Source organism: Paenalcaligenes sp. GW821-LYS-B07-1, from assembly GCF_058803365.1.
This window is the reverse complement of the sequence record NZ_CM179516.1, coordinates 2,630,953-2,649,016: the sequence shown is the minus strand read 5'-3', so window position 1 is coordinate 2,649,016 and position 18,064 is coordinate 2,630,953. Positions and strand designations below refer to the sequence as shown.

General features: G+C 50.6%; 21 protein-coding genes. 9 read left to right on the top strand and 12 right to left on the bottom strand.

Annotated elements, in window-relative coordinates:
* Window positions 1–14: 14 nt before the first annotated feature.
* The 3 genes from AC3QL0_RS12790 to phaP all read left to right on the top strand — a co-directional run bounded on the left by AC3QL0_RS12790 (window position 15) and on the right by phaP (window position 2,510).
* Window positions 15–812 carry a competence/damage-inducible protein A gene (locus tag AC3QL0_RS12790; protein ID WP_493008827.1) on the top strand — a complete coding sequence of 266 codons (798 nt, stop codon included), beginning with the start codon at window positions 15–17 and terminating at the stop codon, window positions 810–812.
* A 64-nt stretch (window positions 813–876) separates the two neighbouring features.
* Entirely contained in the window at window positions 877–1,674 is a 798-nt protein-coding gene (locus tag AC3QL0_RS12785) for an IclR family transcriptional regulator (RefSeq protein ID WP_493008826.1), read from the top strand.
* 245 nt (window positions 1,675–1,919) lie between these two features.
* Complete coding sequence (phaP, locus tag AC3QL0_RS12780) at window positions 1,920–2,510, top strand: TIGR01841 family phasin (RefSeq protein WP_493008825.1); 591 nt, start codon at window positions 1,920–1,922, stop codon at window positions 2,508–2,510.
* 95 nt (window positions 2,511–2,605) lie between these two features.
* Here phaP and AC3QL0_RS12775 read toward each other — a convergent pair whose 3' ends face one another.
* The 8 genes from AC3QL0_RS12775 to AC3QL0_RS12740 all read right to left on the bottom strand — a co-directional run bounded on the left by AC3QL0_RS12775 (window position 2,606) and on the right by AC3QL0_RS12740 (window position 8,747).
* Window positions 2,606–3,190, bottom strand: coding sequence for a TetR/AcrR family transcriptional regulator (locus AC3QL0_RS12775; RefSeq protein WP_493008824.1), 585 nt, complete (start codon window positions 3,188–3,190; stop codon window positions 2,606–2,608).
* Window positions 3,191–3,316: 126 nt separating this feature from the next.
* Window positions 3,317–4,360 (bottom strand): quinone-dependent dihydroorotate dehydrogenase, encoded by a 1,044-nt coding sequence (locus AC3QL0_RS12770; protein ID WP_430220631.1) that lies wholly within the window; start codon window positions 4,358–4,360, stop codon window positions 3,317–3,319.
* 18 nt (window positions 4,361–4,378) lie between these two features.
* On the bottom strand, window positions 4,379–5,101 hold the full coding sequence (locus AC3QL0_RS12765) for an arginyltransferase (protein WP_493008823.1): 723 nt from the start codon (window positions 5,099–5,101) through the stop codon (window positions 4,379–4,381).
* Window positions 5,098–5,862, bottom strand: a complete 765-nt coding sequence (aat, locus tag AC3QL0_RS12760; RefSeq protein WP_493008822.1) for a leucyl/phenylalanyl-tRNA--protein transferase — start codon at window positions 5,860–5,862, stop codon at window positions 5,098–5,100. The genes AC3QL0_RS12765 and aat overlap by 4 nt, the downstream gene beginning before the upstream one ends.
* Before the next feature lie 2 nt (window positions 5,863–5,864).
* Window positions 5,865–6,455, bottom strand: a complete 591-nt coding sequence (locus AC3QL0_RS12755; RefSeq protein ID WP_493008821.1) for an NUDIX hydrolase — start codon at window positions 6,453–6,455, stop codon at window positions 5,865–5,867.
* On the bottom strand, window positions 6,452–7,087 hold the full coding sequence (locus AC3QL0_RS12750) for a DUF2946 family protein (RefSeq protein ID WP_493008820.1): 636 nt from the start codon (window positions 7,085–7,087) through the stop codon (window positions 6,452–6,454). Before AC3QL0_RS12750 ends, AC3QL0_RS12755 begins: the two co-directional genes overlap by 4 nt.
* A gap of 33 nt (window positions 7,088–7,120) precedes the next feature.
* Complete coding sequence (locus AC3QL0_RS12745; protein WP_493008819.1) at window positions 7,121–7,777, bottom strand: hypothetical protein; 657 nt, start codon at window positions 7,775–7,777, stop codon at window positions 7,121–7,123.
* 58 nt (window positions 7,778–7,835) lie between these two features.
* Window positions 7,836–8,747, bottom strand: coding sequence for a LysR family transcriptional regulator (locus AC3QL0_RS12740; protein ID WP_493008818.1), 912 nt, complete (start codon window positions 8,745–8,747; stop codon window positions 7,836–7,838).
* A gap of 93 nt (window positions 8,748–8,840) precedes the next feature.
* Between AC3QL0_RS12740 and AC3QL0_RS12735 the strand changes: the two genes are divergently transcribed.
* Window positions 8,841–9,482, top strand: a complete 642-nt coding sequence (locus AC3QL0_RS12735; protein ID WP_493008817.1) for a LysE family translocator — start codon at window positions 8,841–8,843, stop codon at window positions 9,480–9,482.
* 4 nt (window positions 9,483–9,486) lie between these two features.
* Here the strand turns inward: AC3QL0_RS12735 and AC3QL0_RS12730 are convergent, their stop codons facing one another.
* A complete protein-coding gene (locus tag AC3QL0_RS12730) occupies window positions 9,487–10,803 on the bottom strand; it encodes a ferredoxin reductase family protein (RefSeq protein WP_493008816.1) in 1,317 nt (438 codons plus the stop codon).
* 61 nt (window positions 10,804–10,864) lie between these two features.
* Window positions 10,865–11,167, bottom strand: coding sequence for a PepSY domain-containing protein (locus AC3QL0_RS12725; RefSeq protein WP_493008815.1), 303 nt, complete (start codon window positions 11,165–11,167; stop codon window positions 10,865–10,867).
* A 187-nt stretch (window positions 11,168–11,354) separates the two neighbouring features.
* Between AC3QL0_RS12725 and AC3QL0_RS12720 the strand changes: the two genes are divergently transcribed.
* The 4 genes from AC3QL0_RS12720 (at window position 11,355) to AC3QL0_RS12705 (ending at window position 14,158) form a co-directional block, all read left to right on the top strand.
* Window positions 11,355–11,666, top strand: coding sequence for a PepSY domain-containing protein (locus tag AC3QL0_RS12720; RefSeq protein ID WP_493008814.1), 312 nt, complete (start codon window positions 11,355–11,357; stop codon window positions 11,664–11,666).
* 21 nt (window positions 11,667–11,687) lie between these two features.
* The gene (locus AC3QL0_RS12715; protein WP_493008813.1) at window positions 11,688–12,356 is read left to right on the top strand and encodes a response regulator transcription factor; all 669 of its coding nucleotides are present in this window, start codon (window positions 11,688–11,690) and stop codon (window positions 12,354–12,356) included.
* On the top strand, window positions 12,346–13,749 hold the full coding sequence (locus tag AC3QL0_RS12710; RefSeq protein WP_493008812.1) for an ATP-binding protein: 1,404 nt from the start codon (window positions 12,346–12,348) through the stop codon (window positions 13,747–13,749). The genes AC3QL0_RS12715 and AC3QL0_RS12710 overlap by 11 nt, the downstream gene beginning before the upstream one ends.
* A 76-nt stretch (window positions 13,750–13,825) precedes the next feature.
* Window positions 13,826–14,158, top strand: a complete 333-nt coding sequence (locus AC3QL0_RS12705) for a YggL 50S ribosome-binding family protein (protein ID WP_430220619.1) — start codon at window positions 13,826–13,828, stop codon at window positions 14,156–14,158.
* Window positions 14,159–14,265: 107 nt separating this feature from the next.
* Here AC3QL0_RS12705 and AC3QL0_RS12700 read toward each other — a convergent pair whose 3' ends face one another.
* Together AC3QL0_RS12700 and AC3QL0_RS12695 are read right to left on the bottom strand one after the other, a co-directional pair.
* Entirely contained in the window at window positions 14,266–15,783 is a 1,518-nt protein-coding gene (locus AC3QL0_RS12700; protein ID WP_493008811.1) for a tetratricopeptide repeat protein, read from the bottom strand.
* A 286-nt stretch (window positions 15,784–16,069) separates the two neighbouring features.
* Window positions 16,070–16,975, bottom strand: coding sequence for a LysR family transcriptional regulator (locus tag AC3QL0_RS12695; protein WP_493008810.1), 906 nt, complete (start codon window positions 16,973–16,975; stop codon window positions 16,070–16,072).
* Window positions 16,976–17,084: 109 nt separating this feature from the next.
* Here AC3QL0_RS12695 and AC3QL0_RS12690 point away from each other — a divergent pair, with 109 nt between their 5' ends.
* Window positions 17,085–17,951, top strand: a complete 867-nt coding sequence (locus AC3QL0_RS12690; protein WP_493008809.1) for a pirin family protein — start codon at window positions 17,085–17,087, stop codon at window positions 17,949–17,951.
* Window positions 17,952–18,064: the final 113 nt, after the last annotated feature.

Here is an 18,064-nt window from a genome sequence, read left to right as displayed (position 1 = left end):
GGATAGCGTACGGCATGGCAGAGCAACAACGAATTCGCCTGATTATTATTGGTGATGAAATTCTTTCTGGACGACGTCAAGACAAGCATTTCTCAAGCTTAGTAGAAATGCTGGCACAGCGTGGGATGCGACTAAGTGGAGCAGAAATCATTTCTGATGATCCTGTACACATAGAAGAAACCTTGCGCCGTAGTTTTGCAACGCCTGATATTGTGTTCTGCTGTGGTGGTATCGGTGCGACGCCAGATGACCAAACCCGTCAGTCAGCGGCTCGTGCGTTAGGCGTACCGCTACAGTTGCACCCAGAAGCGGCTGCGCTTATTAACGAGCGCAGCCAAGAAATGGCTGCTGCTGGTAAAGGCAGCTCTGACCCTAACCACCCTGAAAACCAGCAGCGTTTGCAAATGGGTGTGTTTCCAGAAGGGGCAGAAATTGTCCCTAATGCATTCAATAAAATTCCTGGTTTTTTCATTCAAAACCATACCTTCATGCCTGGTTTTCCGGTGATGGCATGGCCCATGATGAAATGGACGCTGGATACGCGCTATAGCGCGTTACAGCATCAGCAGCCCAGCATGGAATATTCCTTTTTAGCCTTTGATCTGCCCGAGTCACGCATCACACCGGCATTAGAGTCGGTAGAGCAACAGTGGCCTGGCATCAAAGTGTTTAGCTTGCCTAGCGTGGGTGAAGCGGGTGGTCGTCCCCATATAGAATTGGGCGTTAAAGGTGAGGCTCAAGCGGCCGCTGCTGCATTGCAGTTTTTACGGCTAGAGGTTGAACGTTTGGGTGGTGAGCTTTCCGCTTCCTAAAATGACTTGCTTTAGTTGATACATTTCCATAATATGGGAATGTTGCGCTGCATCAAATAATCTTATGTCACGACCAGCTACTACTCCTTCCTCCAGTTCTCCGTTTGGTTCAGGTGTAATCACCATTCAAGTACTGGAGCGCGCCATGATCCTGCTGGATGAATTGGCCCGCCAATCCGAACCTGTTCCTCTTAAAGATCTTTCTAAGGCCACTGGCCTGCATACCTCTACTGCACACCGAATTCTGAATGATTTGGTAGTCGGGCGTTATGTAGAGCGTGTGGACAGCGGTTTGTACCGTTTGGGTATGCGCTTACTGGAATTGGGCTCACTGGTAAAAGGGCGGTTGGACGTACGTGCTGTAGCGTTAGAGCCTATGCGCGAGTTGCATCGCATTACCGGCCAAACAGTAAACCTGTCTTTGCAACAAGCCGACGAAATTGTGTATGTAGAACGTGCATGGAGTGAAAACTCTGGCATGCAGGTGGTGCGTGCTATTGGTGGTCACGCCCCCTTGCATTTAACTTCTACAGGCAAACTGTTTTTATCTAAATGGGAAAGCCGTCAAGTACGCGCCTACGTCATGCGCACCGGGCTGTCGGGCACCACACGCAACAGCATTACCCAAATCGAAGATCTGGATCGCGAGCTGGCCTTAGTACGACGACACGGCTACGCGCGTGATAACGAAGAGCTGGAACTGGGTGTACGGTGTATAGCCGCAGGCATTTACGATGACACAGGCAAACTACTGGCTGGTTTGTCGTTATCGGCCCCTGCGGAACGTATGCGCGATGACTGGATACCGGTATTAATGAGTACCGCCAAAACGATCTCCCACGCATTGGGGCATGGTCACTAAAAAATAGCCGGACACCGTAAAACGTAGTCCGGTTTTTTTATATTTATATAACTTACTGATAATAAAAAGTTCTCTGTTGTGCGTGCAATCCAACTATTTGGTCGTATGTACTTGACCGCAGCTAAGTAAGATGTAAAATGGTCGTTATGTTGCATTGCAACATGAAGGTAGCCGTAGGGTAGCGTTAACGGTCAGCCTTCCTCGTAAGCTGTCTCCTTACTCTTTACTCCACCGAGGTTAACGACATGAGCACCCCACAACAGCAATTCATCGCCACTGGCAAAGCCAATTTGGATAACTTGGTTGCAGCACAAAATCGCATGTTTGCTGGTTTTGAAGCGCTGATTGATTTGAACCTGACAGTGTTCAAATCCTCCTTGGAAAACTTGGCTGAAAAAAGCCAACAAGTTGCTAGCCTGAAAAACCCAGAGCAAGCATCTTCCTTCGCTACTACATTGTTGCAGCCCTCCGCTGAAGGCGCACTGAACTACAGCCAGCAAGTGTTTGACATCATTGCCGGTCTGCAACGTGATCTGGGCAACCTGACAGAAGCTCAAATCAACCAAAACCAACAGCAAGTTAGCCAGCTGATCGAGCAAGCCGAGAAAAATGCTCCAGCCGGTAGCGAAAGCTTCTTTGCAATGTTGAAAACCGCTGTGTTGAACTCCACTCACGTGGCAGACAGCATGGTTAAAGCTGGTCGCCAAGTAAGCGATGTGGTTGATTCCAACATCAATGCTGCACGTAACGCCGCGGTTAAAGCAACAGAAAAAGCTGCTGAAGCTGTAGAGAAAACGGTAAGCCGTGCAACACGCGCTGCTTCCACACCAGCCTAATACGCTGCATGGCAGCCATTAGGGCTGCCCGTACCTCATCTGCGTTGTATATTTTCCCCCGGCTGGTTCGGGGGATTTTTTTATCTGGTTTTTGCCTAGTGTGCGCGCAGGCCACGCAATAGTAGATCTAACGCAGCGACACTTTGACTAAGTCTGGCGTTACCATCTTCACCGTCTGCAATCCAAAAGGCTGCTTCGGCCAAACTGCCGTAAATCAATGACGCTAGTGCTTGTGGGTCTACGTTGGCAACCGTACCTTGTGTAATCAGGTTCTGGATCAACCCTTGCATAGAACTGATGCAATGACGTTGGGATTCCGGTGTGGCACCGCCTAATACCGATTTGGCATCTCGCAGCACAATACGCTGTATTTCAGGCTCTAAAGCCATTTCCAAATAACCACGGCAACGGGCACAAAAGCCTTCCCATGAATCGTCTGCGTTGCTGGAAATAGTATGTAAACGCGCATCCATTTCAGCGTCTATTTGTTCTACTACGGCTTGTAGTAAGCCTTTCTTGTCCCCGAAGTGATGGTATAACGCTCCGCGTGTGAAGCCTGCTTGAGCGGTTAACTCATCCATGGATGTATTGGCATAACCGTGCTCACTAAAGGCTTGTCTGGCCGACGTGATGAGTTGTTGGCGGGTTTCTTCCATTTCGGCGCGAGTGCGTCTGGCCATTGTGTTCTCCTTACATACGGTATGCATGTATTGTCGCTGGGGAGTAAAGAACCTGCAAGATAGTAGCCAAAGAAAAAGGCAGAGCGCGTATGCGGCTCTGCCTTATCACGTGTGAGGACTATAGTTTTAGTCTTTCAGGGCACGTATGCACTCATGAATCAGCGCGGGGCCACGGTAGATTAAGCCGGTGTACAACTGCACGGCATTCGCGCCGGCATCCAGCTTGTCTTGAGCATCGTGTGCGGATTGAATACCACCCACACCAATAATGGGGAAGTCATCGCCCAATTGACGGCGCAGACCTCGAATAACCGACAACGACAGAGCATGTACCGGAGGGCCAGACAAACCGCCTTGCTCGTCAGAGTGTGGCAAGCCTTCTACGGTTTCACGGCTTAATGTGGTGTTCGTAGCAATCACACCATCAATACCGTTTTCACGCAGACTGTCAGCAATAGCCGCAATTTGCTCTTGGTTCAAATCGGGGGCGATTTTGACAGCGATGGGTACGTAGCGCTGATGTTGATCGCTTAGTTCTTTACGCTTCTCGGACAACGCACGTAGCAGACTGCTCAGTTCGTCAGCCGCTTGTAGCGCGCGCAGGTTTTGTGTGTTGGGCGACGAGATGTTGACGGTGATGTAATCGGCTTCAGGGTAGACGCCTACCAAGCCTTTTAGGTAATCATCCACGGCCGCTTCAATCGGTGTGCTGGCATTTTTACCAATATTCAGCCCCAGAATACCGCCTTGTTTACGCCAGTTGCTGCGCTTGACGTTGCTTAAGAAGGTATCCAATCCGTCGTTATTAAAACCAAAACGGTTGATCAGTGCTTGACGCTCCGGCAATCGGAACAGACGTGGCTGTGGGTTACCAGGCTGTGCAAGAGGGGTCACTGTACCTACCTCTACAAAACCAAAGCCTAAGCTTGCCAGCGCATCAATATGCGCGCCATTTTTGTCCAAGCCGGCAGCCAAACCCACCGGGTTCCTACAGGTCAGCCCCATCAGTTGAATGGGTTTACCTTCTGGAGGTTTGGGTAGCAAACGTTGAGTAACCGGGTTCTGGTGCAGAGTACTCAAGCGCTGCAAAGTAAAGTTGTGGGCCTGCTCTGCATCCATGGAAAACAGAAGTGGGCGAACAGCAGCGTAACTTTTGAATAGTAGAGACATAGGCACAAAGAACTAGGGTTAGGGGGCCGACCAACTCCCGTTTTGTAAAAGTTGGTAGGGAGTAAATCGGGTCTTGTAGGCCATTTTCCGGCTCTGCTCAATCCAGTAGCCCAGATATAGCCAAGGTAGCCCCAAAGATTGGCATAAATGTATTTGCCAAAGTATGGCATAAGTTCCCAGACTCTCTGTAGAGTCTGGCGAAAAAAAAGTATAGACCGCAGAGAGTCCTTGGTCGAGCATATCGCAAAGCGCCACAATTTTTAGTGCCTGTGTCTCGGGGTCACGGAACTCAACCAGTCGGGATTCCACCTGACTGGACAATAAAAACTGGGCATATTGCGCACGCACCTCGTGGTCGTCTTGATGCAAGTCGTGGCGTTGTGCCTGATAGTCGCGATACAGCAAGTAGTGCTCTTCGTTCCATGCCAATGGCAGCAATTGCACACTCAGGTGCTGAAGACGTTTCCACACACGGCGCTGAGTACGGTCCGCCCTAAAGTTATGCACATCAATGCGTAACGACGTGCAGGCCTTACATTGTTGGCAGTTGGGTTTATACACAAATGTGCCACTACGTCTAAAGCCTTGATCCACCAACTGTGAATACGTGCTGGGGGTAATGGCATCGGCAGGAACTGCAACCTTGGAACGTGCTTGTCGTTTAGGCAAGTAACTGCAGATGTAGGGCGCAGTGATGTAAAACTGCAAGGGTTGTACGGTGGGGTCTGGCGCATGCATCATAGGGCGCTCTGATCTGCTAAGAAGTGGACTGTTGAACATAGCACACCATCGTGCAGCAGTTGCCCTTGATGCCACGTTGGCGCGGCATAACGCTGCCCCTGTTGTAGTAGGTGTACAAAATCAGCCCTGGGCATTGCGGCAGCACCTAAGCTAGCCAAGTGGGCGGTTTCTTGTTGGCAATCTATGTAGGGCACCTGATTGGCACGCAAAAACTGTACTAAATAATAGAGGGCAATTTTGCTGGCATCCGTTTGCAGGGCAAACATGGATTCACCAAAAAAGAAGCGGCCCATGCAAATACCATACAGCCCACCTACCAACTGGCCATCTACCCAGGTTTCTACACTGTGGGCGTAACCTGCGTGATGCATACGTTCGTAAGCATCCATAATGTCTTGTGTAATCCACGTACCTTGTTCGGCACGTGTTTCCGCGCAATGACGTATAACGTCACTAAAGCTTCTATCTGTATGTACTTGTATGGAAGCGTTAGGTGATTGTTCTTGCCTAGCGATTTGCCGGCACTTTTTACCCAAGGAACGCGACAGCTTAAAGTGCTCGGTTGCCAGCACCATGCGCGGATCGGGGCTCCACCACAATATGGGGTCGCCTTCGCTAAACCATGGAAAAATACCGTGTTGATACGCGGTAATCAGGCGTTGCAAACTTAAGTCTGCACCCACCGCCAGTAAACCGCCTGGCAAGGCGGCTTCCACAGGAGGAAAAGGGCTATGGGGTGACAGCAGCGCCAGAGTGGTCATGACTAGCGTATTTGGAAAGGGGTTTCCAGCGCGTAGAAGTGAGAATCAAAACGGCCACGTTTTACGTCATTGCAGTAGTGTTCTAAGGTGGTGCGTACCGTGCGGAAAGCCAAGTCATCCCAAGGGATTTCGTCTGGTGTGACAAACATAGTTTCCAGCGTTTCTGGCCCGGGGTTCAGTTCAGGGCTACGCAAATTACCCAAGTAGTAAAAATGCACTTGCTCGGCGTGAGGTACATCAATCACGGTGTACAGTTTGCTTAATTCTACCGATGCGCCGGCTTCTTCATCTGTTTCCCGCAATGCCCCTTCTGCGGTAGTTTCATTGAGTTCCATAAAGCCTGCGGGTAAGGTCCACATCCCATAGCGCGGTTCAATAGCGCGTTTGCACAGCAAAATTTTGCCATCCCAAATAGGCAGTACACCCACGACGTTGCGTGGGTTTTGGTAATGCACAGCCCCACAATTTTCACATACATCACGCAGACGGTTATCCCCCGGAGGCACCATTTTTGTCAGGGGGTGAGCGCATTGGCTGCAATATTTTTGACTGCGTGGAACAGGGAAATAAAATTCGGGAGAGGGGCTGCTCATAATGATGATTGGTCTGTGATAGGGGTGGGGGCGGGGAGCCTAACAAAGCCGGATAGCCCGGGTAGATCTTGATCCTGAGTGTAGTACACCGTAGCACTTTGCGGTATGGCTAACATTGCACAGTGATACTGTAATGTTTTGCCATGCAGAGTTTGAGGATCGTGATTTTCCAGATAGTCCAACAATGACATGTCATCGCTAAGACGTAATTGTTCTGTTAACGCCGGCAGATCTCTGCCAGCAATCAGACCGCAACCTTCGGGGCTTTGCAGGTAAAGCTCACCCAGATCGGTGATATACCACGCTGAGGCCTGTTCAATACGGTGGTGTGTATGGCTGCACAGTTGTAGTTCACTATTCAATCGCAGTAGCAAAGGTGCTTTTTCTAGCATCACATAAACGCGCTGTGGGCCATTTTGAAAGTACCAGCAACCGCGTTCATCTGCCGCATAATTGCGTTCAATGAAATGCTGCAACGCCGGCGAAGTGACGCGGCTTGATGCCGCAAAGTCAGGTACGACATGAGGGGCAGCATAAATATGCCAATGGCCTTGTGCTGAAAGCGCCAAGTAGCCATAAGCATGCGGAACATTAGGCCATTTTTGCTGGCCTTGCAGCACGAGTTCATCCATCAGATGCTACGCTTGAGAAGCGTTATCAAACTGTCACTCAGGCATTATAGGCGTGGCTGCCGAAGTGGGGGATGTAAATTCACGCGCCCAATCAGCTTGCGTGTAGTCGGCATCACCATACAGGCTTTGTACGTTTTGCTCGCCTTGTAGCAGTTGTTTGGCCAAGGCAGTGAGTGCTTGTAGGTCTTGAACGCTGCGCACCTCTATAGGGCAGCAAAGTTCTACCACACGCCCTTGTGCGGTCCAGTAGCTACGCAGTTCAGGACGTATATGGAAGTCGGTGTCTTGACCCACTTCTTGAATCTTTTGACTAAGTTCTTGATAGAACGCTTGTCTGGCTTCGTGCGAGGCGGGCGACCAGCTTAATAGTTGGTGCGATGACAGGCTTAGGTTGCGGTAGTTCGCGCTGTTATCCGCAATCCACAACTCTTGTTCCAATGTAGGCTGGTGCTGCAATTGTTGCCATGCTAGTTCTTCTACTAGACGCATGTAACGCAGGCGAGGGTGTTCCCAGTGCAAATACACACGGTGGTCATTTTGCACAAAGATGGCATTGGCTTCATACGTGAAGGCATCGTGTGAACGGCCTAGGCGCTGCAGGTTGTACAGGCCCTGCAGTAATGGCAGTGGTTGGTGCTGGTGAAATTGTTTAGCACGCTGTTTCAGCTGCTCTATATGGAAACGTTTCATGCAAGATGCGGTGTAAGAAGACTAAGCCTCTATTATGAGGCAGTTTATATGGGGACTACTAGTGCTCTAGGCGATCAGAGAGAAATTCTAAAAAAGCGCGTAGTTTGGAGGGTAAATGCCGGGTGGGCGGATACAGTGCCCATGCCATGCCACTGTAGTTGGTTTTGAAATTCCACTCAGGTAATACTGGCACTATACGGCCTGTTGCCAAAGCCTGCCGCGCGGTGAAAAAAGGTAGGCTACCTATGCCCAGATTTTGCAGTACTGCGTCTAAACGCACACCGGTATGGTTGGCGGCATAGCGTCCCTGCACTTGTACGGTGAGCTGTTTATTACCTTGGGTGAACTTCCAACGTGAGTCACTAGGCTCTTCCCCCAAATAAATACAGCTGTGTTGTTTCAGATCGTGCGGGTGCTGTGGTGTGCCATGCTGTGCTAGATATTCTGGCGTGGCACACAATAGGTGCTCAATAGACAGCAGTGGGCGACCCATCAGCCCAGGTGGGGGCTGATTGGTAATGCGTATGGCAACGTCTACTTCGTCATCAATCAGGTCTACATAGTGGTCATCCAAGCGCATGGAAATATCCACCTTGGGGTAACGCGCTAGGAAATCTGGGATATGCGGGTGAATCAAAAAATGGCCTACCGCTTTAGGAACGCTTAGGCGCAACTGCCCATATGGCTCTTCATGATGATGGCCAGACACCTCAATGGCGGCTTGGGCGGCATGCAACATGTCTTGGCAGTGGGCATACACCGCTTTGCCAGTATCACTTAAGCGTAGCTTTCGGGTGGTGCGTTGTAGTAAGCGATTACCCAGCGCTTTTTCCAACCGTGCAATAGCGCGGCTGATAGCGGAAGGTGTAGAGCCTAGCTGGCGAGCGGCCTCTGAAAAGCTGCCTACCTCTACCACCCTAACAAATATCGCCATTTCAGCCAATAAAGGCAGTAATTGATTTGTGCTCATGGGGAAATAATTATTTGATATTTTGGATGATTATCGCAGCACTAAGAGGTGGCTACAATAATTACCTTGAATCCCCACAGGTATGAGTTGAGCATGTTGGCAACATATTGGCAGGAATTTTTAGGATTAGCGCTGATTCATTTCTTGGCGGTGTTGGCCCCTGGGCCAGACTTCGCGATTACGATTAGACAGAGTGTGCGCTTTGGCCGACGTGCAGGAATTTATACTGCCTTAGGTATTGGGGCTGGTATTTCTGTGCATGTGTTGTACACCCTGATAGGGGTGAGTGCATTGATGCACACCACACCGTGGTTAATGACAGCAGCCAAGTTTATTGGGGGCGCATATTTGCTGTATTTGGGGATTAACTTCTTGCGCAGCAAACCAGCATCGCCTGATGCGTTAGACCCAGATTGCAAACCTGAAGATGCAGGGCAGAGTGCCTCACGCTCGTTTTGGATTGGTTTTATGACCAATGCCACAAACCCTAAAGCGACGCTGTTCTTTTTGGCAGTATTTACATCGGTGGTGCAAGCCACCACGCCTTTGTCCGTACAAGCACTTTATGGTCTGTGGATGTGTTTAGTGAATGCCGCGTGGTTTGTGCTGGTGTGTTTGCTGTTTTCTAATCAGCAAGTACGACAACGCTTTACCCGCAGTGGCTACTGGGTAGACCGCGGGATGGGCGTTGTCTTAGTGGGGTTTGCGTTACGTTTGCTGCTGGGCAGTGTATAAGGTGTTAGCGCATATCAAACATTTCGTGGTGAAAGCCTTTACAGCGTAGTTGCAGTGATTCAATGCCAGCTTTCAGGGCACTACGTAACCCTTTGGGGCCACAGAACCACACTTGGAAAGCAGAGTTATTAGGCAGTTGTTGGGCGCTAAAGCGCTGCTTACAGGCGGCGTCGTGTAGGGACAGTTCTACATGGCCGTCTTTCACGCATAACTGTTGCAAGGTAGGCAATAAGGCATCTTGTGCAGCATCACGAGTACAGTAGTGCATGTGTACCGGTGTGCGTGTGTCAAGAGCGTACTGCTGACGTTGCTGCAACATGGCTAAGAAAGGGGTAAGACCTATACCGCCTGCTACCCATACTTGTTCGTAACGGTCGTCGGCATGCTGGGTGTTAAAACAGCCATAAGGGCCTTCAATGGTTACGGTTTGGCCAGGTTGCACCGAGTTTGCCAAGGTAGAGGTGTAGTCACCTAAGGCTTTGATGTGAAAGCTGACTAAACCGGTGCCGGGCATACAGGCGCTAGAAATTGTGAACGGGTGCGAGCCTTCTTTAGCATCAAAGGTGACCAATGCGAATTGACCTGCGTGGTGCTGCCAGTTGCTATCCACCTTACATTGCAGTGCTACCAAGTCATCGTGTTGGGTCACAGATTGCACCACGCCGTGGTGTTTTTTCTGTTTACCAATACTGTTGCTCAAGGCACGCAGGGCGGCCCAACTACCCAATACCATCATGACCAGCAACATCACACCTAAGGGTTGTAGCCAGTAGCGCATAGGGCTTAGCGCAATGGTGTGAAACACCAGTACCAAGTACAGCACAGGCATACTACGGTGCAGCAGTCGCCAAGGGCGGTAAGGGAACAGTTTCCACAAGCTGAGTACTAACATGCCGAACATCAGGTACAGCGTCCATTCGCCCATGTCTTTGGCAACACCACGTAGGCTTTCCATGCCGTAAAGCACAATATCGCGGGCAGGGCGGTTGTCGGTGCCAATTAAATCACGTATGGGGCCACTGGCTAATTTGCTTAGCCAGTGTGCGGCGGCCATGATAATGGCCCAGATACTACTTTGTTTGTGCAGCGCATACATGCGGTCTAAACCACCTAGAGGTTTTTCCAACCAAGTAGGGCGCGCCGCAAGGAGCATGGACAGAGACATCAAGGCAATGGATAAAACCCCCGTGATGTACAGCGATTGTTGTCGCAGAATCCACAGGCTGTCTCCAGTAAATGGGCTAGCTAGAAACAGTTCCAATAACCAGGCGAGGCCAAATGCGCCACTAAATGCTACCAAGGCCTTGCGTGTCCCAATCATGTTCATTCTCCAATAGTTTTCAAGGGAGGCTCAGCCGCTGTAGAGGCTGAGCAAGCCAGGCTTAGTCATCAAAACGGCTACGCACTACTTCACCGGTGTACATATCCACACGCAATTTCATGCGCTGGCCTTGAGCATCATCGGCTTTCACATCGAAACGATCACGTTCGCGCTCGATTTCGCGGATGTTTTTGTAGCCCTGTTTTTCCAGCAGGTCGTACACATCGCGGATGGTCAACGCAGTTTGTTGTTGGGTGGTAGCCTGAGGGGCTGCGGCAGGTGCAGTGGTTTGAGCTTGAGCTACGCCGCCCAGTAACAGAGCGGAACACAAAACACTAGTAATAACAGCGTGGCGGGTTTTCATAAGGTAGACTCCTAGTCGTCAACGTGAAGAAAAGATTCCTAAAAGTGGAATCCATGTTGAGCAGTTTGCGCCAACCCGCATGAACCTATTCTGAAGCGCTTGTTCATGTTCCGTTCATGTTACAGACGGTATAAAAAGGTTCTATTCATGCTTTGCTTTGGCAGAGGTAACTATGTGGAATCACCTATTGAACAGAAAAGTAGCCGCTCTTTTTGTGGCAGGTAGTTTGGGGTTTGTGATGATGGCTGGGCCTGCTGATGCCAGTAGATCGGATCACGAGCAAGCTCGCCGTGCAGTAGAAGCAGGCGAGATCATGCCATTGCGTAGTCTCTTGGACGTGGTGGAAACGGATTATCCCGGCCAGGTTGTAGAGGTAGAGCTGGAGCACGAAGATGGCCTGTTGGTGTACGAAATCAAAGTGCTGCAAGCTTCGGGGCAACGGCTGAAACTGATTCTTGACGCTCGCACAGGCGAGGTACTTAGGGTCAAAAGCAAGTAATCAATACAAGCAGAGGAACAGATGCGTATTCTGGTCGTCGAAGATGAGCCCACCTTGCAGGCGCAACTGGTGACAGCGTTGCAAGCGGCTGGCCATGTTGTAGATAAAGCCGCAGATGGTGAGCAAGGTCATTATCTGGGCAGCGTAGAGCATTTTGATGCAGTGGTATTGGATTTAGGCTTGCCGGTCATGGATGGCATTAGCGTGTTGAAGCGTTGGCGTGCTGAAGGCTTAACAATGCCGGTGCTAATACTGACTGCGCGAGATCATTGGTATGAAAAAGTCGCAGGTATTGATGCGGGTGCCGACGATTACTTGACCAAGCCTTTTCATATGGAAGAGCTGCTAGCGCGTTTGCGCGCATTGAACCGACGGACGGGTGTGCACGCTAGCGCGCAATGGCAGTGTGGCCCAGTAGTGATGGATACCGTCAGTGGACGCGTGTTGGTGAAAGAACAGCCTTTAAGCCTGACCAGCCATGAATATAAAGTGCTGGAAGTATTGATGCGCCAACCCGGCGAGGTGGTGTCGCGCTCGGCATTGATAGACGCCATTTATGCACACGATGGCGACAGAGACTCCAACACTATTGATGTGTTTATCGCTAGGTTACGCCGTAAGTTACCCGAAGGTTTTATTGAAACGGTACGCGGCATGGGCTACCGATTGGCAAACACAAATGATGTCTAATCATTCATCACATTCTCCGAAAAAACGGGTGCAGTCCCTGCGCTTTCGCATGCTGGTGGGCAGCCTGATTTGGATTGTGGTGTCGGTGGTAGTGGCCGGGTGGGCGTTGCAGCAGTTGTTCGTGCAGCATGCATCGCAGCAGTTCAGAAACGAAATGGATTTGCACCTTAACCAACTCACAGGTGCTTTTTCTGTAGAAGATGATGATCCTACATTGCTTGTCCCTTTAAGTGACCCTAGGTTGGATCAGCCTTTATCCGGGTTGTATTGGCAGGTGGATTTATTGGATGCCTCCGGCCAGATCAAACAGGCGGGGGTGCTGCGGTCTCGCTCGCTCTGGGATCAGGTGTTGCCAGCTGGCCCTGAACGCGAGGATGGCAAGCGTGACACGTTGTATTCCTATGACTCCCCCACGTTAGAAACCTTAGATGTGTTATCTCGCCGTATTCAGTTAACTGATGAGGACGAGGCACATCAGAATTGGCGTTTGATGGTGGCTGCGGATCAAGGTTTATTGAACGAACCCTTAGTACATTTCACCACCATGCTAAGTGTGGCCTTAGGGGCATTGGCATTGGGTATGGGGGTGGCCTCAGTGGCGTTGATAGCGGGGGGATTGCGTCCGTTAGCCAGACTACGCCAAAAGTTGGCGTTAGTGCGTAAGGGCACAGCGTCACAGTTAGAAGGGGAGTTTCCTAGCGAGGTACAACCCTTGGTGGATGAGTTTAATGCCGTGCTTACCACTAATACCGAAATCGTACAGCGTGCTCGCACTCAAGCGGGTAATTTGGCGCATGCCATCAAGACGCCATTAAGCATCTTGGAAAACGCTGCACACAACGACTCTGGTGCGTTGGGGGCGTTAGTGAGTGAGCAGGTCGCTATTGCACGTAGGCAAATCGACTACCATTTGGCACGAGCACGAGCAGCAGCGGCCATGCAGGCTAGTGGACTACATACGCCGGTAGAGCCTGTGGTGGCAGCGATGGTGCGCACTATGCAGCGCTTGTATATGGAGCGCAAGCTGGATATTCACGCACAGGTATCCCCGCCTGATTTGTCGTTTAAAGGCGAGGAACAAGACCTGCACGAGATGCTAGGGAATCTGATTGATAACGCCTGCAAATGGGCGACTACACAGGTGCGTATACAGGCCATGGCAGATGATCTGTGTGTGGTGTTTCTGGTGGAAGACGACGGCCCAGGATTATCTGCAGAAGAAAGCATCGCTGCGTTTAAGCGTGGTGTGCGGTTGGATAATCAGACCCCCGGCTCTGGCTTGGGGCTGCACATAGTGGCTGAAATGGCGGAGTTGTACCAAGGCAGCATACAGGCCGAGCGATCAGACCTAGGCGGCTTGAAGATGGCGCTACGCTTGCCGGGTGTGGTGTAATAGCGGGATGAGTGGGCGTGTGTGCATAGTGCCGTATGGCCCATACCATGTAAATTGCTAAGGCAAAGGTATAAAGATGGCAAAACAACGCAGCAGACGCTTGAGAAAAAAACTGTACACCGGTGAGTTCGTCGTACTGGGATTTGAATTCTCTTGCACGCTAGCAATGGAAAGCGAAACAGAAATCGATGCGCTGGTGGAATCTTTCACTGCTTTCATCGAAGACCGTAACTTGTTGTTGGGTGGCGGTGTAAACAGCACATCCTTCGGTGGTTTTGTAGTGGCTGCTGGCCGTTACGACTCCCCAAGCGAAGATGACCGTGCAGCTGTTCAAAAATGGCTGAGCGAACAAGCTAAATGCTCCGACGTAGTTGTGAGCGCATTGGCTGACATCAACCAAAGCGAATAAGCTTGGATGAGGTAGCCACAGCGGCTACAGTCAAAAAAAGGCCAGGAATTTTCCTGGCCTTTTTTGTAGGTGGGCTTTACGCACACCTTACACTAGCATTGCATAGATTAGGCCGAGCCCAGTCTACCTTGTACTGCACCTTTGTTGACCAGCGCTTTAGCCACAAACTCTTGCAGATTCTCGTCAGTAGATTCACCAAAGCGTTTGATCAGCTCGTCGTAGCTGCGAATTGCGCCTTTTAGATCACCCATATCATCCAGCGTAATACCGCTGTTCATCAGGGATCGGGCGACAAACTCTTGCAGCGCTTGTTCTGGGGAGCCACTGTAGCGTTTGATCACTTCATCGTACAGCGCCATTTCTTTGCGGTGATCGCCGCTTTGATCCATTACCATGGCTTTATTGATCATGGATCGACCAACACGCTCTTGGATGTAAGTGGACTCAGAGTTGCTGAAACGACGAATAATTTCATCGTAGGTTTCTACTTCTTTGTCGTGCTCATCGCGTTGATCGTACAGCAGAGCTTTGTTCAGCATAGCACTAGCAATACGTTCTTGTATGTCTATAGAGGCAGACGCATCGTAACGGTTAATCAGGGTGTCGTACGTTTTCAGCGCATCTTGGAAATCATCGGCTTGGGCTTGTGTAATGCCTTTGTTCAGCAACGATTTCGCTACACGTTCTTGCATGTTTGGTAGATGGGAGTCACCAAAGCGGCGAATGATTTCGTCGTAGACTGCGATTTCTTCGTCATGACGACCCAACTGATCCAGCGCAACGGCTTTGTTTGCCAGGGCTTTACCGATTTGATCTTGCAGCTCTGCTGTGTCAAAAGAGCCGTAACGTGCAATCAGGCCATCAAAGGTCACAATGGCGCCTTCGTGATCGTCCAGCATGCCTTGCGTAATGCCTTTGTTGACAACGGCTCTAGCGACTTGATCTTGCAGAACTTCGTCATCGGATGCACCAAAACGCTTGGACAGTTCGTCGTAAGTAATGATTTCGGCCTGAGAGTCGTCTTGTTGACCCTGAGTAATACCTTTGTTCATCAAGGCACGGGCAACCCATTGCTGCAACACCAGCTCATCGGAGTCACCGTAACGACTTACGATCTCATCGTAGACGACCATCTCGGCTTTGGGGTCTTCCAGTTGGCCTAGTGTGATGCCTTTATTCAACAAGGCTCTAGCTGCCAAGCCTGCCAGCACTGGGGTCTCCGACGCACCAAAGCGGCGAACCATTTCGTCGTAGGTGGCCATTTCAGCGTGAGGATCACCGTGTTCGTCTTGTGCCGTAGCACGGCTCAGAAGGGTTCGAGCTAACAACTCTTGCAAGACGGGTTCAGTAGATTCACCAAAACGTGTCACAACGTCATTGAAGGTGCTCAATGCAGCTTGGTAGTCGCCACGCTCACTTTGTGCGATACCTTTGTTGCGCAAGGCTTTAGCGACTTGCTCTTGAAACTGTACTTCGGTGGAATCGCCATAGCGCGTGATGACGGCATCATAGCTTTCCATCTCACCATGTGCGTATTCAGCACGATTCTGTTGTGACTGCGCGGGTGCAGAATTTTGGGAGGATGATCCCGTCAAACGTTGTAGTAATTTAGAAAAAAAACCCATTAACCTCTCCTGTCATTTCGCGCCAATTTTAGACTAATTAGTCGGTTTGGCGTAGGGCGCGAACACATAAACTTGCCCATGTTTAGGTGGAGGCAGAGTAACAATGCTTAGGCATTAAGAGGGTTAAATAGTGTAAGGATGTCCCGTAGTCACAACAAAACACGAGAATCACGCATTTATGGCCACCTGTGAGGAAATATGTGCTTGTATGTAAAGAAGTGCAAGTGATCATAAAAATAGCCCAGCGCGGGCTGAGCTATAGGTGGCGATGACAGGGTGATGTACGCTATTCCTCGTCTATTTCCTCGTAGCGTTTGGCGAGGTAATCTAGCAAGGCTCGCACCGAAGGCAATAGCCCGCGACGTGATGGGAAGAGGGCATGAATGATTTCAGGCGTAGGTTCCCATTCGGGCACAATGCGTACTAAAGCACCCGTATTCAGATGCTCATGCACCATCAATAAAGGCAATTGCACTATACCTACACCCGCTAAGGCAGAGTTTCGTAGTGCCGTCATGTCGGTGGTCACAAAGCGAGGAGTGTGGTGCACCGTGGCTTGCGCTTGGTTGGGGCCGTATAGCGTCCAGCTGTGCTCATTTTGTGGGCTACCTAGGCTTAGGCTGGGCATGCCATTGAGCTGGGCAGGAACGGCTGGAAACTCGTGCTCTTGCAGCAAACTGGGGCTAGCCACCAAGCACTGCCTACGATTAGACAGCACACGCATCACCAAGTCGCTATCTTGCAATGGCGGCGGACGCACACGAATAGCGATATCAAGGGCCTCACTCACCACATCCACTCGTCTGTTGGTGGCATCTAAATAGATACTGATGTGTGGGCACTCTTTCATGAAGTCGGCCAACATCTCACCTACGTGGGCTTGTAGCAGAGTAATAGGGCAGCTCATGCGGATGACACCACGCGGCTCAGCACGAGATGCATCAATGACTTCTTGAGCGGCCTCGGCTTCCACCAGCATGGCTTTGCAATGCTCGTAATAGGTGCGGCCAATCTCGGTGACGGCAAAGCGGCGGGTAGAGCGCTGTAGTAAGCGCACGCCCAAGCGTTCTTCCAAGATGGCGACACGGCGGCTGAGTTTGGACTTGGGCACACCCAAGGCGCGGCCTGCAGGAGCAAATCCCCCGTTATCCACTACCTGTACAAAGTAATACAGATCATTCAAGTCTTGCATGGTGATTTATCGTTCCATAAATAGGACACTGAGCCTTATTTTAAGGGGCTACACGCAAAAAGAGCACAAGAATAAGATAGCTCTAACGATACCTCAACAGGAGAGTCACATGAAAAAAATTCTTGGCGTCTACAGCGCACCGCGTCCTCACTGGGTGGGTGATGGCTTTCCAGTACGCTCAATGTTCTCGTACCACACACACGCTAAACAACTGAGTCCATTCTTACTGTTGGACTATGCAGGCCCCGCCGATTTCACGCCTACCTCGCAGCCGCGTGGTGTAGGGCAACACCCTCACCGTGGGTTTGAAACCGTGACCATCGTCTACACAGGCGAAGTGGCTCACATGGATTCTACCGGCCAAGGTGGTGTGATTGGTCCTGGCGATGTGCAGTGGATGACAGCGGGCGCAGGTATTTTGCATGAGGAGTTTCACTCTGAGGCTTTCACTAAATCCGGTGGTGCATTGGAAATGGTGCAACTGTGGGTGAACCTGCCAGCCAAAGACAAAATGACCCCGCCTAACTACCAAGCTATTGTGGACAGCGCTATCCCACAGGTGAATTTGCCTGATGGTGCGGGTGTGGCCCGAATTATCGCTGGTGAGCTAGAGGGTAAACGTGGTCCAGCTCACACCTTTACGCCTATGAACGTATGGGATATGCGTTTGAAACAAGGCAGCTACAGCACGTTGGAGTTGCCTGATGGGTGGACAACTGCTTTGGTGGTGCTGCACGGCACGATTCAGGTGAATGCTCAAACCATTGCCCGTGAGTCGCAAATGGTGGTGTTGGATAGAGCGGGTCAAACTGTTTCTGTTGAAGCCAACAACGATGCCATTGTGCTGCTGCTAAGCGGTGAGCCTATTGATGAGCCAGTAGTAGGGTATGGCCCCTTTGTGATGAACAGCTCGCAAGAAATTGAGCAAGCATTGCAAGACTTCAATAGCGGTAATTTCGGGCAAATCCCACATTAATGATGCAATAACCACAGCACCCTAGATCAGGGTGCTGTTCCTAAACCAAGACGTGCTGGATTCAGCACGGTAAATGGTAGTAGGGCAGAAAGAGCGAGTTTTCCTGTTCACAC

Bases quoted from the DNA above. Each gene is read 5' to 3' on its own strand.
- AC3QL0_RS12790 (WP_493008827.1), top strand. From the start codon at position 15: ATGGCAGAGCAACAACGAATTCGCCTGATTATTATTGGTGATGAAATT.
- AC3QL0_RS12785 (WP_493008826.1), top strand. From the start codon at position 877: ATGTCACGACCAGCTACTACTCCTTCCTCCAGTTCTCCGTTTGGTTCA.
- phaP (WP_493008825.1), top strand. From the start codon at position 1,920: ATGAGCACCCCACAACAGCAATTCATCGCCACTGGCAAAGCCAATTTG.
- AC3QL0_RS12775 (WP_493008824.1), bottom strand. From the start codon at position 3,190: ATGGCCAGACGCACTCGCGCCGAAATGGAAGAAACCCGCCAACAACTC.
- AC3QL0_RS12770 (WP_430220631.1), bottom strand. From the start codon at position 4,360: ATGTCTCTACTATTCAAAAGTTACGCTGCTGTTCGCCCACTTCTGTTT.
- AC3QL0_RS12765 (WP_493008823.1), bottom strand. From the start codon at position 5,101: ATGATGCATGCGCCAGACCCCACCGTACAACCCTTGCAGTTTTACATC.
- aat (WP_493008822.1), bottom strand. From the start codon at position 5,862: ATGACCACTCTGGCGCTGCTGTCACCCCATAGCCCTTTTCCTCCTGTG.
- AC3QL0_RS12755 (WP_493008821.1), bottom strand. From the start codon at position 6,455: ATGAGCAGCCCCTCTCCCGAATTTTATTTCCCTGTTCCACGCAGTCAA.
- AC3QL0_RS12750 (WP_493008820.1), bottom strand. From the start codon at position 7,087: ATGGATGAACTCGTGCTGCAAGGCCAGCAAAAATGGCCTAATGTTCCG.
- AC3QL0_RS12745 (WP_493008819.1), bottom strand. From the start codon at position 7,777: ATGAAACGTTTCCATATAGAGCAGCTGAAACAGCGTGCTAAACAATTT.
- AC3QL0_RS12740 (WP_493008818.1), bottom strand. From the start codon at position 8,747: ATGAGCACAAATCAATTACTGCCTTTATTGGCTGAAATGGCGATATTT.
- AC3QL0_RS12735 (WP_493008817.1), top strand. From the start codon at position 8,841: ATGTTGGCAACATATTGGCAGGAATTTTTAGGATTAGCGCTGATTCAT.
- AC3QL0_RS12730 (WP_493008816.1), bottom strand. From the start codon at position 10,803: ATGATTGGGACACGCAAGGCCTTGGTAGCATTTAGTGGCGCATTTGGC.
- AC3QL0_RS12725 (WP_493008815.1), bottom strand. From the start codon at position 11,167: ATGAAAACCCGCCACGCTGTTATTACTAGTGTTTTGTGTTCCGCTCTG.
- AC3QL0_RS12715 (WP_493008813.1), top strand. From the start codon at position 11,688: ATGCGTATTCTGGTCGTCGAAGATGAGCCCACCTTGCAGGCGCAACTG.
- AC3QL0_RS12710 (WP_493008812.1), top strand. From the start codon at position 12,346: ATGATGTCTAATCATTCATCACATTCTCCGAAAAAACGGGTGCAGTCC.
- AC3QL0_RS12705 (WP_430220619.1), top strand. From the start codon at position 13,826: ATGGCAAAACAACGCAGCAGACGCTTGAGAAAAAAACTGTACACCGGT.
- AC3QL0_RS12700 (WP_493008811.1), bottom strand. From the start codon at position 15,783: ATGGGTTTTTTTTCTAAATTACTACAACGTTTGACGGGATCATCCTCC.
- AC3QL0_RS12695 (WP_493008810.1), bottom strand. From the start codon at position 16,975: ATGCAAGACTTGAATGATCTGTATTACTTTGTACAGGTAGTGGATAAC.
- AC3QL0_RS12690 (WP_493008809.1), top strand. From the start codon at position 17,085: ATGAAAAAAATTCTTGGCGTCTACAGCGCACCGCGTCCTCACTGGGTG.